This window comes from Pelomonas sp. Root405, from assembly GCF_001425165.1.
Classification (GTDB): Bacteria; Pseudomonadota; Gammaproteobacteria; order Burkholderiales; family Burkholderiaceae_C; genus Pelomonas.
Window position 1 is genome coordinate 605,844 of record NZ_LMDU01000014.1, and the last position, 14,693, is coordinate 620,536.

The 14,693-nt window shown below is 67.3% G+C and carries 10 protein-coding genes, 1 pseudogene and 2 riboswitches; of the genes and pseudogenes, 10 read left to right on the top strand and 1 reads right to left on the bottom strand.

Going from position 1 to position 14,693, the window contains the following annotated elements:
* The first annotated feature begins 20 nt into the window (after positions 1 to 20).
* The 4 genes and pseudogenes from ASC81_RS20645 (at position 21) to ASC81_RS20660 (ending at position 3,265) form a co-directional block, all read left to right on the top strand.
* Positions 21 to 209 carry a hypothetical protein gene (locus tag ASC81_RS20645; protein ID WP_056271294.1) on the top strand — a complete coding sequence of 63 codons (189 nt, stop codon included), beginning with the start codon at positions 21 to 23 and terminating at the stop codon, positions 207 to 209.
* A gap of 57 nt (positions 210 to 266) precedes the next feature.
* Positions 267 to 1,890: pseudogene (gene ctaD / locus ASC81_RS20650) on the top strand (cytochrome c oxidase subunit I).
* Between the two features lie 5 nt (positions 1,891 to 1,895).
* A complete protein-coding gene (locus ASC81_RS20655) occupies positions 1,896 to 2,351 on the top strand; it encodes a DUF2244 domain-containing protein (RefSeq protein ID WP_056271296.1) in 456 nt (151 codons plus the stop codon).
* Between the two features lie 44 nt (positions 2,352 to 2,395).
* Positions 2,396 to 3,265, top strand: coding sequence for an MBL fold metallo-hydrolase (locus ASC81_RS20660; protein WP_056271299.1), 870 nt, complete (start codon positions 2,396 to 2,398; stop codon positions 3,263 to 3,265).
* Here the strand turns inward: ASC81_RS20660 and ASC81_RS20665 are convergent.
* Positions 3,262 to 4,203 carry a cytochrome P450 gene (locus ASC81_RS20665; RefSeq protein WP_056271302.1) on the bottom strand — a complete coding sequence of 314 codons (942 nt, stop codon included), beginning with the start codon at positions 4,201 to 4,203 and terminating at the stop codon, positions 3,262 to 3,264. The two genes, ASC81_RS20660 and ASC81_RS20665, sit on opposite strands and share 4 nt — an antisense overlap.
* Before the next feature lie 535 nt (positions 4,204 to 4,738).
* On the opposite strand from ASC81_RS20665, the gene ASC81_RS20675 reads away from it, so the two are divergent.
* The 6 genes from ASC81_RS20675 (at position 4,739) to gcvP (ending at position 14,692) form a co-directional block, all read left to right on the top strand.
* Complete coding sequence (locus tag ASC81_RS20675) at positions 4,739 to 5,614, top strand: lipid A biosynthesis acyltransferase (protein WP_162245942.1); 876 nt, start codon at positions 4,739 to 4,741, stop codon at positions 5,612 to 5,614.
* A 10-nt stretch (positions 5,615 to 5,624) separates the two neighbouring features.
* On the top strand, positions 5,625 to 6,542 hold the full coding sequence (locus tag ASC81_RS20680) for an aspartyl/asparaginyl beta-hydroxylase domain-containing protein (RefSeq protein ID WP_235533719.1): 918 nt from the start codon (positions 5,625 to 5,627) through the stop codon (positions 6,540 to 6,542).
* A gap of 97 nt (positions 6,543 to 6,639) precedes the next feature.
* On the top strand, positions 6,640 to 9,909 hold the full coding sequence (locus ASC81_RS20685) for an amidohydrolase family protein (protein ID WP_056271312.1): 3,270 nt from the start codon (positions 6,640 to 6,642) through the stop codon (positions 9,907 to 9,909).
* A 10-nt stretch (positions 9,910 to 9,919) separates the two neighbouring features.
* A riboswitch (glycine riboswitch) is annotated at positions 9,920 to 10,017 on the top strand.
* A gap of 20 nt (positions 10,018 to 10,037) precedes the next feature.
* Positions 10,038 to 10,152, top strand: a riboswitch (glycine riboswitch).
* A 25-nt stretch (positions 10,153 to 10,177) separates the two neighbouring features.
* Positions 10,178 to 11,290, top strand: a complete 1,113-nt coding sequence (gcvT, locus tag ASC81_RS20690; protein WP_056271315.1) for a glycine cleavage system aminomethyltransferase GcvT — start codon at positions 10,178 to 10,180, stop codon at positions 11,288 to 11,290.
* 2 nt (positions 11,291 to 11,292) lie between these two features.
* On the top strand, positions 11,293 to 11,667 hold the full coding sequence (gene gcvH / locus ASC81_RS20695; protein WP_056197006.1) for a glycine cleavage system protein GcvH: 375 nt from the start codon (positions 11,293 to 11,295) through the stop codon (positions 11,665 to 11,667).
* Between the two features lie 124 nt (positions 11,668 to 11,791).
* Complete coding sequence (gcvP, locus tag ASC81_RS20700; protein WP_056271317.1) at positions 11,792 to 14,692, top strand: aminomethyl-transferring glycine dehydrogenase; 2,901 nt, start codon at positions 11,792 to 11,794, stop codon at positions 14,690 to 14,692.
* Position 14,693: the final 1 nt, after the last annotated feature.

Here is a 14,693-nt window from a genome sequence, read left to right on the forward strand (position 1 = left end):
CGAATGCCAAGGAGCCCGACATGCCAGACGCCCCCACGCCATCGCCCGCCGCTGACCCCGCACCCGGGGACGAAGCGCCGGCTGGCACACCCGGCACCGGTGAAGCGCCCTGCCCCGACTGCGGCGGCAGCGGCCGCGCTGACAGTGGTGGCGTGTGCCCGAACTGCGCAGGCAGCGGCAAGGTGATCGCCGGCATCGGCGGCGGCTGAATGGCATCTGGATTGCCGGCCGGCGCCACACCCAAATAGCCGGCCGAGGAGCCCGACATGAGCAGCACCATCGCCGCGCCCCACGCGGGCGCCACGCACGATGAACACCACGACACGCCGCACGGCTGGCGGCGCTGGGTGTTCGCCACCAATCACAAGGACATCGGCACGCTCTACCTGCTGTTCAGCTTCGCGATGTTCCTCGTCGGCGGCGTGCTGGCCCTGCTGATCCGCGCCGAGTTGTTCCAGCCGGGGCTGCAGTTCGTCAACCCGCATCTCTACAACCAGCATGGTGACCATGCACGGCCTGATCATGGTGTTCGGCGCCATCATGCCGGCCTTCGTCGGCTTTGCTAACTGGATGGTGCCGCTGCTGATCGGCGCGTCAGACATGGCCTTTGCGCGCATGAACAACTTCAGCTTCTGGCTGACGATTCCGGCGGCCATCATTCTTGTGGCCGGCTTCTTCATGCCAGGCGGCGCGCCGGCCTCGGGTTGGACGATCTACGCGCCGCTGACCTACCAGATGCCGGCCAGCATGGACTTGGCGATCTTCTCGCTGCACCTGCTCGGCGCCAGCTCCATCATGGGCGCCATCAACATCATCGTGACCATCCTCAACATGCGCGCGCCCGGCATGACGCTGTTGAAGATGCCGATGTTCTGCTGGGGCTGGCTGATCACCGCCTATCTGCTGATCGCGGTGATGCCGGTGCTTGCAGGCGCCATCACGATGACGCTGACCGACCGGCATTTCGGCACCGCGTTCTTCAACCCGGCCGGCGGCGGCGACCCGGTGCTGTTCCAGCACATCTTCTGGTTCTTCGGCCACCCGGAGGTCTACATCATGATCCTGCCGGCGTTCGGCATCGTCAGCCACGTGGTGCCCGCGTTCGCACGCAAGCGCCTGTTTGGCTACACGTCGATGGTCTATGCCATCGCGGCCATCGCCGTGCTGTCGTTCATCGTCTGGGCGCACCACATGTTCGCCACCGGCATGCCGGTCACCGGCCAGCTGTTCTTCATGTACGCCACCATGCTGATCGCCGTGCCGACAGGCGTGAAGGTCTTCAACTGGATCGCGACGATGTGGCAGGGCTCGATGAGCTTCGAGACGCCGATGTTGTTCGCGGTCGGCTTCATCTTCGTCTTCACCATCGGCGGCTTCAGCGGCATCATCCTGTCGGTCGCGCCCGTCGACATCCAGGTGCACGACACCTATTACGTCGTCGCGCATTTCCACTACGTGCTGGTCGCCGGCTCGCTGTTCGCGCTGTTCGCCGGCTTCTACTACTGGGCACCGAAATGGTCGGGCGTCATGTATGACGAGCTGCGCGGAAAGATCCATTTCTGGGTCTCCATGGTCAGCTTCAACGTCGCCTTCTTCCCGATGCACTTCCTCGGCCTGGCCGGCATGCCGCGTCGCTATGCCGACTATCCCCTGCAGTTCGCCGACTTCAACATGCTGGCCTCGGTGGCGGCCTTTGCCTTCGGCCTGGCGCAGGCCTATTTCGCCCTGTTGATCGTGCTGCCCGTGCTGCGCAAGCGCGGTGCGCCGGCACCGCAGAAGCCCTGGGAAGGCGCCGAAGGGCTGGAGTGGGAAGTGCCGTCGCCCGCGCCCTTCCATACCTTCGCAACACCGCCCAAGCTGGACGAGAGCGCGACCCGCGTGATCGGCTGAGCACCATGACACCGACGACCACGAGCTGGCAGCTGCGGCGCAACTGTTCCTTGACGCCGTGCCAGGCGCTGCTTGCCGCGAGCGTGCCGGCGCTCGCCCTGCTGGGGGTGTCGCTGGCCGCGGCGGCGCAGGGCATGTGGTGGGTGGTGCTTTTTGCGCTGCTCAACATCGTCGTACTCGCTGCAGCGCTTTGCAGCTATGCAAGGCACGCACTCGATGGCGAGACCCTGCGCCTGGGCGAGGACGGCATGCTGCACATCGAGCAGCAATGCGGCACCCGGCTGCAGCGCATCAGCTGGCCCGTGTCGATGGTGCGCATTCAGGCGCGCGACGGCGAACCAATCACGCTTTGGGCCGGGCCCCACAGCCTGCAGATCGGCCGCGAGGCCCGACCGGCCATGCGCCAGCAGACGGCGCTGCAGCTGCGGCGAGCTCTGCGCCTGGACGCCGGCTACTTCTGAAATTTTGAAGGCGTAGAACTTACCGCCCGCGCCGCTCTTGCCGCATGAATTTCGCAACCCGCCATCTCAACTGCGTCTCGTCCTGTCCGCTCGGCGGCCGGCTGATGGACGGGCGTTCGCCCTCGGTGCTGGCGCGCGGCAGCCTGTGCTGCCATTGCCTGCTGGTCGAAACTCGGGACGGCCTCGCGCTCGTCGACACCGGCTTCGGTCAACGCGACGTGGCCAACCCGCGTGCGCGGCTCAGCGGCTTCTTCCTGGCCCTGCTCAGCCCCGACTTTCGGCAGGAGATGACGGCGGCGCACCAGATCGCCGCGCTGGGTTATCGGCCTGCCGACGTGCGCCATATCGTGCTGACGCATCTGGATTTCGACCATGCCGGTGGCCTCGACGACTTCCCCGAGACCACCATCCATCTGCTGCAACGTGAACGCGACGAGGCCTTCCGCCAGACCACGTGGCTGGACCGCCAGCGCTACCGGCCGCAGCAATGGAGTTCGCACCCGCGCTGGCGGCTGCACGGCGCCAGCGGTGGCGAAGCGTGGTTCGGGTTCGACCAGGTCTGCACCGGCCAGGGCCTGCCCGCAGGTATCGCGCTCGTGCCGCTGCCTGGCCACACCTTCGGCCATGCGGGCGTGGCGGTCGACATGGGAGGGCGCTGGCTGCTGCAGGCGGGTGATGCCTACTTCCATCATCGTGAGATGGATGCGGAGCGCCCCTGGTGCACGCCGGGGCTGCGCGCGTACCAGACGCTGATGGAGAAATCGCGCCAAACGCGGCTGGCCAACCAGGAGAGATTGCGCCGCTTTGCGGCCGGCCATCCGGAAGTGCAGGTCTTCTGCTCGCACGACCCGCAGGAGTTCGAACGCCTGTCGGGCCGGCCCGAGCGCCTGCCGGTACCGCCCTCACCTCGCTAGACGCGCAGCACCTGCGGGCTTCGCAGCATCGCGCCGGGCCGGCGTATCACCAGGCCGCCCTCGGGCAGGGCCGGCAGGCGGCTGAAGTCAAGCGGCGGCCGGCGCTCGCCGGGTTCGTAGCGCATGCGCAGCAGGAACATGTCCAGCGAGAGCAGCATCAGCTGCAGCGCCACGTCCTCGCCGGGGCAGCGGTGGCCGGTCGCCGCCGGGCCGCCGCCTTGGGGCACGAAGGCCGACGGCGTCTGGAGCGCAAAGGCGCCCCAGCGCTCGGGCAGGAAGACATCGGGCTCGACCCAGTCGCGCCGGCTGTGGTTGGTGCCGTAGACATCGAGGATGACGCGCATGCCCGCCGGGATGGCGGCCCCGCGCCAGCGCGCGCCGGCGCGAGTTCTCCCAGCAAGCAGCGGAAAGAACGGGTAGTGCCGCCGAACCTCCTGGACGAAATGCAGGGCCTCCTTGCCTTGCGCGCCGTCCCGCAGCCGCTCGGCCCAGTCGGCACGCCCCTGCAATGCATGGGCGACGAACACCAGGTAGACCGACACGGCCACCACCGGCCGCAGCACGTTCAGCAGCTCCACCGCCGCAATCGCTGGCGGCAGCTCGCGCCCGTCGGCATCGGGATGCCGGGCGATACGCGCCAGGACGGTGTCCTCGGCAGGGCGCCGTGCGCCCACGCGCACCGCCTCGATATGCCGGCGCGCCCAGGCCTCGGCCTGATGGCGGCGCAGCCGGGCACGCAGATGCCCGCCGACGCCCCGGGCCGCATCGTCGAACAGCGACACCAGCTCGCGCGTTCGCACGCCACGCTCGCCGGGGTCCAGCGGCAGGCCAGCCCAGTCGCACACTGCCACCGCCAGCACCTCCTGCAGCGCGCCATACAGCTGCACTTCCTCGCAGTGCTGCCAGCGTTGCAGGGCTTGCAGCCACTCGCGGCGCACCGTGCCACCAGGGCCGCGACGGCGCCCGGCCCCAGCAGGCCGGTGAACAAGGCCTTGCGGTGGCGGTGTTGCGCGTCGTCCAGTCCCTGCACGCCGCCCTTGCCGAAAAGCGTGGCGCGCACCGGCTCGGGCGCCGCACCGTGGCGCCGGATCTGCCGGTCGTCGTAGAAGAAGGCCACCGCCTCGCCGCCGACCAGGCACAGCGTCGGCTCGCCCATCAGGCGCAGCTGCAGCGCGTCGGTGTCGCGCGCGAGCATCAGCACCGACAGATGGCGGTAGGGGTCGGCCAGCAACCGGGCGTCATGCGTCCAGCCGCTGGCGCGCGGCAGGTTGGGCGCCCATTGGGCGAGGTTCATGGCGGGCTCGGGTCTCGGTCGTCTGGCATGGGGCCGCTCGTGGTCTTCAAAGCCCTGCCACGGCGGCAATCGCGATGCCGGGACGGCACGCCGGCAGCCCAGCCACTACGATGCCGGCCCTGGAGCAAGGGGTCGTGGACGATGGCATGGACGGTTCTCACTGAGGTGGACGCGTGGGCGTGAGGCTGCTGCTGCGCGTGCTCGTCGGCTTGGTGTGGCTGCTGAGCTGGCTGCCGTTTCGCGTCATCTCGGGGCTGGGCTGGGTCATCGGCAGCCTGCTCGCCGCTCTGCCCTCGTCGCGCCGGCATATCGGCACGGTCAACCTTGCGCTGGTGCTGCCGAACTGGACGCCTGCCGCGCGCAAACGCCTGCTGCGCCAGCATTTCGTCGCGATGGTGCAGATGCTGCTGGAGTACGGCTACTGCTGGTTCGCATCGCAGGAGCGCCTCAAGCGCCTGATGCGCATCGAAGGCCTGGAGCACCTGCGCGCGCTGGACGGCCGCAATGTGATCTTGATGATGCCGCACTTCACCGGGTTGGACCTGGCAGGCCTGCGCATCTCGCTGGAAACGCCGCTGGTCAGCATCTACTCGGTGCAGAAAGACCCGTGGCTGGACGCTTTCTTCCGCGCCAAGCGGCTGCGCTTCGGTACCGGCATCATCTTTGCGCGCCAGCAGGGCACGCGGCCGACGCTGCGCGCGTTGAAGGACGGCTACCGCCTGTATTACCTGCCCGACCAGGACTTCGGCCACCGCGACTCGGTCTTCGTGCCCTTCTTCGGCGTGCAGGCGGCCACCATCGGCGGGCTGTCGCGCATGGCCGCGGTGACCAAGGCGGCGGTGCTGCCCTGCTACCCCCGTCGCGAGGCCAATGGCTACACGCTGGTCATCGAGCCGGCGCTCGACAATTTCCCGACCGCCGACGTGGTGGCCGACGCCACGCGCATGAACGCGGTCATCGAAGCCCAGGCGCGCCGACAATTGCACCAATACTTCTGGCTGCACAAGCGCTTCAAGTCGCGCCCGCCGGGCGAGGCCGACTTTTACGGGCGCTGACTTACTGACGATGAACGACATTCCCTACATCAAGCTCGGCATCGTCGCGGTCTTCATCGCGAGCACGGTCTATGTGCATTTCCGCGGCAAGGTGAGGTTGCGCTTCTTCCGCCAGCTGACGGACCACTCGACCTTCATGGCGCCGATCAACTGCCTGATGTACATGTTCTCCAAGCTGCCGGCCAAGCCGTATCTGCCAGTGGCCGAGTTTCCGGAGCTCAAGCTGCTGGAGGCGCACTGGCAGGACATCCGCGCCGAGGCGCATCAGCTGGCCGCAGCCGGTGAGATCAAGAAGAGCGACAAGTACAACGACGCCGGCTTCAACAGCTTCTTCAAGACCGGCTGGACCCGCTTTCACCTGAAGTGGTACGACGAGGCCCATTCCTCGGCCCGCGAGCTGTGCCCGGTGACGACGGGGCTGCTGCAGCGCATCCCGACCGTGAAGGCCGCCATGTTCGCGGCCCTGCCGCCCGGCGGCCGGCTGGTGACGCACCGCGACCCGTTCGCCGGCTCGCTGCGCTATCACCTCGGCCTGGTCACGCCCAATGCCGACAGCTGCTACATCTCCGTCGACGGCGAGCGCTATTTCTGGCGCGATGGCGAGGGTGTCATCTTCGACGAGACCTACCTGCACTACGCCGAGAACCAGTCGGACATGATGCGCATCATCCTGTTCTGCGACATCGAGCGGCCGCTGAACAACCCGGTGGCACGCTGGTTCAACCACTTCATCAGCCACACGCTGATCCGCGCCGCGTCGGCGCCCAATTCGGACACCGACCGCACCGGCGGCATCAACAAGCTGTTTGCCTATGTGCAGCAGGTGCGGCTGTTCGGCAAGCGCATCAAGGCCAGGAGTCGTTTCGCCTACTACGGCCTGCAATGGCTGATTTTTGGCGGCTTGCTGATCTGGTGGCTGCTGGGCTGACCCAGGGGAAGCCCTGAGTCCGAAGGAGGCCTGACCTCCAGCGTGGCAAGTCTGGCTTCGTTAGCATCGAAGGTTTTGGTCTTCCGAAACCTTGTCCATGCGCCGTCCGACCCTCGCCCCCGCCCTGCTGCTGGCCGCCGCCCTGGCGGCAAATGCCCAGGAAGGGCCGAAAGAAGCCTCCAAAGAATCAGCCAAGGCGCCCGCCTGGAACGTCAACGCCCCGCCCGGCGTCGCCAGGACGGCGACCATCGACGTCAAGACCGGCACCTGGATGAGCGTGGACGTCAGCCCCGACGGCAAGACCCTTGTCTTCGACCTGCTGGGTGACCTCTACACCCTGCCCATCGGCGGCGGCGAGGCCAAGTCGCTGACCCATTCCATCGCCTGGGAGCACCAGGCGCGCTTCTCGCCCGACGGCACGCAGATCGCCTTCCTCAGCGACGCCGGCGGCGGCGACAACCTCTGGATCATGAATGTCGACGGCAGCGGCAGCCGCGCCGTGACCAAGGAGGATTTCCGCCTGCTCAACAACCCGGCCTGGCACCCGAGCGGCAAATACCTGCTGGCGCGCAAGCACTACACCGGCACACGCAGCGCGGGCTCGGGCGAGATCTGGCTGTATCACGTCGATGGCGACGCGGCCAAGAACAAGGGCGTGCAGCTCAACGAAAAGCCCAACTGGCAGAAGGACCTCGGCGAGCCGGCCATTTCGCCGGACGGCAAGTACCTCTACTACTCGCAGGACACGACGCCCGGCCGCGTCTTTGAGTACAACAAGAACAGCAACGGCGAGATCTACAAGATCTTCCGCCAGGATCTCAGCGATGGCTCTGTCGAGCCCTTCGTGCAAGGCCCGGGCGGCGCGGTGCGGCCGACCCCGTCGCCGGACGGCAAGTACCTCGCCTTCGTGCGCCGCGTGCGCAACCAGAGCACCCTCTTCCTGAAGGACTTGCAGACCGGCGCGGAACGCCCCGCCTGGAGCGGCCTGTCGCGCGACCTGCAGGAGATCTGGGCGATGTGGGGCGTGTATCCCAGCTTTGCCTGGATGCCCAACAGCAAGGAGATCGTCGTCTGGGCCGAGGGCCGCATCTGGCGCGTCGACCCATTCAAGGGCACGGCCGCGGAGATTCCCTTCCACGTGAAGGACACGCGCGAAATGCGCGAGCCAATGCGCTATGCCCAGCAGGTGGCGCCGGACAAGTTCGCCGTGCACCAGCTGCGCGGCGCCCAGGTGTCGCCGGACGGCAAGCGTGTCGTGTACTCGGCGCTGGGTTCGCTCTATGTGAAGGATTTGCCGGACGGTTCGCCGCGCCGGCTGACGAAGCAGGCCGAGACCTTCGAGTTCGCCCCGCACTGGGCGCGCGACGGCAAGACCATCGTCTTTGCCACCTGGCGCGACGACACGCAGGGCACGGTGCGCCGCCTGGACATGGCGTCGGGCAAAGAGACCGTCCTCGTCAAGGAGCCCGGCAAATACCTGGAGCCTCGCCTGTCGCCGGACGGCCGGCAGGTCGTCTACCGCAAAGTCAAGGGCGGCGGCTTGACCAGCCCCTGGCACAGCCTGGACACCGGCCTCTACCTGGCGGCCGCCGACGGCTCGGGCAAGCCGGAACGGATCAGCAAGGAAGGCAGCGGCGCTCATTTCGCGGCCCGCAGCGACGAGCTGTTCTTCACCAAGACCAGCAGCCCCAGCGAGGTCGAGCAGCGCTTCGCGCTGACGCGCCTGAACCTGCGCGACCGCACTGAGACGGAGGTGGCGCGCAGCGATGCGGCTTCTGAATACACCGTGTCACCCGATGGCCAGTGGCTGGGCTTCGTGGAGCGCTTCCACGCTTATGTGACGCCGCTGCCGGCGGTGCAAGGTCAGTCCGGCAAGGTCATCACCGTGGGCGCCAAGATGGACGCGCTGCCGGTGCGCCAGCTGGCCCCCAACGCTGGCGCCGCCCTGCACTGGAGCGGCGACAGCAGCAAGCTGCATTTCACGCTGGGCGACGAGCTGTTCACGGCCAAGGCCGAGGGCAAGGAGAAGGCCACGGCGCAGAAGATCGGTTTCGAGCAGGCCAGCGACAAGCCGAACGGCAAGATCGCGCTGACTGGCGCGCGCATCGTGACGATGAAGGGTGACGAGGTCATCGAAGGCGGCACCGTCATCGTCGACGGCAACCGCATCGCGGCCGTCGGCAAGGACATCGCCATCCCGGCGGATGCCAAACGCATCGATGCCGGCGGCAAGACCATCGTGCCGGGCTTCATCGACGCCCACTGGCACGGCGCGATGAGCGATGCGGGACTGATCCCGCAGCAGAGCTGGATCAATCTCGCATCGCTGGCCTTCGGCGTGACGACGCTGCATGACCCCAGCAATCAGAACGCGGCCATCTTCACCCAGGCCGAGATGCAGCGCGCCGGGCTGGTGCTGGCGCCGCGCATCTACTCGACCGGCAACGTTCTCTACGGCGCGCGCACGCCGTCGTATTCCAACGTTAACAGCCTGGACGACGCGCTGACCCACCTGAACCGCCAGAAGGCCGAAGGCGCGATCAGCGTCAAGAGCTACCAGCAGCCGCGCCGCGACCAGCGCCAGCAGGTGCTTGAGGCCGCGCGCCAGACCGGCATGATGGTCGTGCCCGAGGGCGGCTCGCTGTTCCAGCTCAACATGAGCATGATCATCGACGGCCACACGACGGTGGAACATTCGCTGCCCGTGGCCGACGTGTGGGACGACGTCAAGCAGCTCTGGAGCCAGGCGGCTGTCGGCTACACGCCGACGCTCAACGTGGGCTACGGCGGCCTGGACGGCGAGCACTACTGGTATGCCCGCACCGAGGTCTGGAAGCATCCGCTGCTGAGCCGTTATGTCCCCCGCACGGTGCTGGAGCCGCGCGCCGTGCGCCGGGAAACCGCGCCCGAGGAGGACTTCAACATCCTGCGCGTGGCCCGCACCGCGACGGTCCTGTCCCGTGCCGGTGTCAACACGATGATCGGCGCCCACGGCCAGCGCGAGGGTCTGGGCGCTCACTGGGAGATGTGGATGTTCGTCATGGGTGGCATGACGCCGCATGAGGCCCTGCGCACCGCCACGATCAACCCGGCGCGCAACTTCGGCATGGCCAAGGACCTGGGCTCCATCGAACCGGGCAAGCTGGCCGACCTGGTGGTCATCGACGGCAACCCGCTGGCCGACATCCGCCAGAGCGACCGCGTCGTGCAGGTCATGCAGAACGGCCGGCTGTTCGATGCCGCGACGATGAACCAGCTGGCGCCAGTGGCCAAGGCGCGCAAGCCGATGTTCTTCGAGGGCGCGGACGGCAAGACCATGCCCATCGACAGCGAGGCGCTGGAAACCGCCCATGGGCATGGCGACTGACCGCTAGAATCCGCCCCGTTCAGGAGAGCGCCCCGGTGAAGTTGGGGGCCGCCGAAGGCGCAGGGTCGTCAGACTCAAACGCTCAGGCAGAAGGACTGACAAGACGCGACGGGTGACAGACACTCGGCGCGTTCCTCACTGGAGAGAGGCGGGCCGCCGAGCCCGTCCACCGAAGGGGCAAGCTTGCGCGGGACTGCAAACCGCCTTGTCAATCTCTCAGGTACCCCGGACAGCGAGGACATCCAAACCCGACCCATCGGAGCACTTGATGTCCTCTTTGCTGCAGACACCTCTTCACGCCCTCCACGTCGAACTCGGCGCCAAGATGGTGCCCTTCGCCGGCTACGACATGCCGGTGCAATACCCGGCCGGCGTGATGGCCGAGCACAAGCACACACGTGCTGCTGCCGGCCTGTTCGATGTGTCGCACATGGGCCAGGTGCGCCTGGTCGGCGCCGATGCCGCCGCAGCGCTGGAAACCCTGGTGCCCGTCGACATCGTCGACCTGGGTGAGTTCAAGCAGCGCTATGCCCTGTTCACCAATGAGCAAGGCGGCCTGCTGGATGACCTGATGGTCTGCAGGCGGCCCGACGACTTGTTCGTCGTGGTCAACGCCGGTTGCAAGGCGCAGGACATTGCTCACATGCAGCAGCACATCGGCTCGCGCTGCCAAGTCATCCCTGTCCCCGAGCGCGCGCTGCTGGCGCTGCAGGGCCCGCAGGCGGTGGACGTGCTGAGCCGCCTGAACCCCGAGGTCGCCAAGCTGACCTTCATGACCGGCGGCTTCTTCGCGCTCGACGGCATCGACACCTTCCTGACCCGCTCCGGCTACACCGGCGAGGACGGTTTCGAGATCTCGGTCCACCAGGACGCCGCCGTCGCCCTGGCCCGCAAGCTGCTGAGCCACGCCGAGGTCAAGCCCATCGGCCTGGGCGCGCGCGACTCGCTGCGCCTGGAAGCCGGCCTGTGCCTGTACGGCCACGACATCAATGAGACGACCACGCCGGTCGAAGCGGCCATCACCTGGGCCATCCAGAAGGTGCGCCGCGCTGGTGGCGCGCGTGCCGGCGGCTATCCGGGTGCTGCCGTCATCGACGAGCAACTCGCCAAAGGGCCGAGCCGCAAGCGCGTCGGCCTCATCGGCAAGGAACGCATGCCGGTCCGCGAGGGCGCCAAGATCGTGACAGCCGACGGCACCGAGATCGGCATCGTCACCAGCGGCACCCTCGGCCCCACGGTCAACCAGCCGGTCGCCCTGGCCTATGTCGGCACGCCGCATGCTGCCATCGGCACCGAAGTCTTCGCCATCGTGCGCGACAAGCGCACGCCCATGGTCGTTTCCGCTACCCCCTTCACCCCCAACCGCTACTACAGAGGCTGAGCATGTCCATCAAATACACCCCCGACCACGAATGGCTTGACGTGCATGGCGATGGCACGGCCACCGTCGGCATCACCGTCCACGCGCAGGATGCGCTCGGCGACGTGGTCTTCGTGGACCTGCCCGAAGTGGGCAAGACCTACGCCGAGAAGGAAGTCGCCGGCGTCGTCGAATCCGTCAAGGCCGCGGCCGACGTCTACATGCCGGTAGACGGCGAGGTCGTCGAGGTGAACGAAGCCCTGCGCGACGACCCGGCCCTGGCCAACACCGACCCGCTCAAGGCTGGCTGGTTCTTCAAGGTCAAGCTGAGCAATCCCAGCCAGCTCGACGCGTTGATGGACTCGACCGCCTACGACGCCCTGCTGAAGACGCTGTAGTACGCCCCAGCTCAGTAAATGCAACCACGGAGGCACGGAGCAAGGCAGAGATGAGTTCTCTGTGTCTCTGTGTCTCTGTGCCTCTGTGGTTGCATCTGGTTCTCTCTTTGCCCAAAGACCTGCCATGCCGACGCCGCTCTCCCAACTCGAAGACGCCTCCGAATTCCACGCCCGCCACATCGGGCCGGATGCCGTCGATGAATCCCTGATGTGCGCAGCGGTCGGCGTGGCCAGCCGGACCGCGCTGATCGACGCCGTGGTGCCCAAATCCATCCGCCGCGAGCACAGCGCCACCGGCGGCATGAAGCTGCCCCCGCCCATCACCGAGGCGGGCGCACTGGCCGAGTTGAAGCTCATCGCCGGCAAGAACAAGGTCTACAAGAGCTTCATCGGCCAGGGCTACTACGGCACGCACACGCCCGGCGTCATCCTGCGCAACATCCTCGAGAACCCCGCCTGGTACACGGCCTATACGCCCTACCAGGCCGAGATCTCGCAGGGGCGCATGGAAGCGCTGATCAACTTCCAGACCATGGTGACCGACCTCACCGGCATGGACATCGCCAACGGCTCGATGCTGGACGAGGCCACCTCGGCCGCCGAGGCCGTGACGCTGGCCAAGCGCGGCGTCAAGAGCAAGAGCAACACGCTGATCGTCGCCGGCGACGTGCACCCGCAGACCATCGAGGTCATCCAGACCCGCTGCGCACCGCTGGGTATCGAGGTGAAGGTCGGCATGGCACCGACGCTGATGGCCGAGAACGACTACTTCGCCGTCGTCTGTCAGTACCCGAGCACCGCCGGTCTCATCCACGACCTGAAGGTTTTCACTGAGCAGGCACATGCCAAGCAGGCCGCGTTCATCGTCTGCACCGACCTGCTCGCACTGACGCTGCTGGTCTCGCCCGGCGAGTTCGGCGCCGACATCGTCGTCGGCAACACGCAGCGCTTCGGCATGCCGATGGGCTGCGGCGGCCCGCATGCGGCCTTCATGGCTTGCCGTGACGAGTTCAAGCGCTCGATGCCGGGCCGCCTGGTCGGCGTCAGCAAGGACGCCCAAGGCCACCCGGCCATGCGCCTGGCGCTGCAGACGCGCGAGCAGCACATCCGCCGCGAGAAGGCCACCTCCAACATCTGCACGGCGCAGGTGCTCCCGGCCGTCGTGGCCAGCATGTACGCGGTCTATCACGGCCCGCAGGGCCTCAAGCGCATCGCCGAGCGCGTGGCCAGCTACACGGCCATCCTGCACGCCGGCCTGACGCGCATGGGCGTCAAGGTGGTGACGCCGCATGTGTTCGACACGCTGTTGGTCGAGTGCGATGCCGCCACCGTGCTGGCCAAGGCCGTGGCGGAGGGCGCCAACCTGCGCAAGCACAGCGACAAGCACGTCAGCATCGCGCTGGACGAGACGAGCTCGCGCGCCGACATCGAGGCCATCTGGCGCTGGCTCGCCCCCGCAGGCGCGACCCGGCCCCAGGTCGACGAGTTCGCCGGCGGCGTGGAGAGCCTGATCCCCACACAGTTGCGCCGCAGCAGCGCCTACCTGACCCACCCGGTCTTCAACACCCACCACAGCGAAACTGAGATGCTGCGCTACATCCGCAGCCTGTCGGACAAAGACCTGGCGCTGGACCGCAGCATGATCCCGCTGGGCTCGTGCACGATGAAGCTCAACGCCACGGCCGAGATGATCCCCATCACCTGGCCGGAGTTCGCGGGCGTCCACCCCTTCGCGCCGCAGGACCAGCTGGCCGGCTACACCGAGTTGGACCAGTTGCTGCAGAACTGGCTGAGCGAGTGCACCGGCTATGCCGGCATCAGCCTGCAGCCCAACGCCGGCTCGCAGGGCGAGTACGCCGGACTGCTGGCCATCAAGGCCTGGCACGAGTCGCGTGGTGACCACCAGCGCACGGTCTGCCTGATCCCCGAGAGCGCCCACGGCACCAACCCGGCGTCCGCGCAGATGGTTGGCATGCAGGTCGTCGTCACGAAGTGCGACAAGGAAGGCAACATCGACCTCGTCGACTTGAAGGCCAAGTGCGAACAGCATGCAGACAAGCTGGCCGCCATCATGATCACCTACCCCTCCACGTATGGCGTGTTCGACACGCACGTGAAGGAGATCTGCCAGCTCGTGCGCTCGCATGGTGGCCGCGTCTACGTGGACGGCGCCAACATGAACGCGCTGGTCGGCATTGCCGCGCCCGGTCAGTTCGGTGGCGACGTCAGCCACCTGAACCTGCACAAGACCTTCTGCATCCCGCACGGCGGTGGCGGCCCCGGCGTCGGCCCGGTCTGCGTGGTGGAAGACCTCGTGCCCTTCCTGCCGGCGCATCGCACCGCGGGTCTCGGCAAGGCGACCAACATCGGCGCCGTGAGCGCCGCGCCGCTCGGCAACGCGGCCGTGCTGCCGATCTCGTGGATGTACATCCGCATGATGGGCGCCGAGGGCCTGAAGAAGGCCACCGAGGTCGCCATCCTGTCGGCCAACTACGTCGCCGCACGGCTGTCGGACCACTACGACATCCACTTCAGCGGCGAGATCGACGGCATCAAGGGCGGCGGCGTGGCCCATGAATGCATCCTGGACCTGCGCCCGCTGAAGGAAACCTCCGGCGTCGGCGCCGAGGACGTCGCCAAGCGCCTCATCGACTACGGCTTCCATGCGCCCACGCTCAGCTTCCCGGTTGCCGGCACGCTGATGGTCGAGCCGACCGAGAGCGAGAGCCGCGCTGAACTGGACCGGTTCATCGACGCGATGATCCAGATCCGTCACGAGATCGCCGATGTCGAGTCCGGCAAGCTGAAGCGCGACGACAACCCGCTGGTCAACGCCCCGCACACGTCCATGGTCGTCAGCGCCACCGAGTGGACGCACGGCTACAGCCGCGAAGTCGCCGCCTTCCCGCTGCCCTCGCTGCGCCGCCAGAAGTACTGGGCGCCGGTGGGCCGCGTCGACAACGTCTACGGCGATCGCAACCTGTTCTGCAGCTGCGTGCCCCTGTCCGAATACGAGGAGGCCTGAG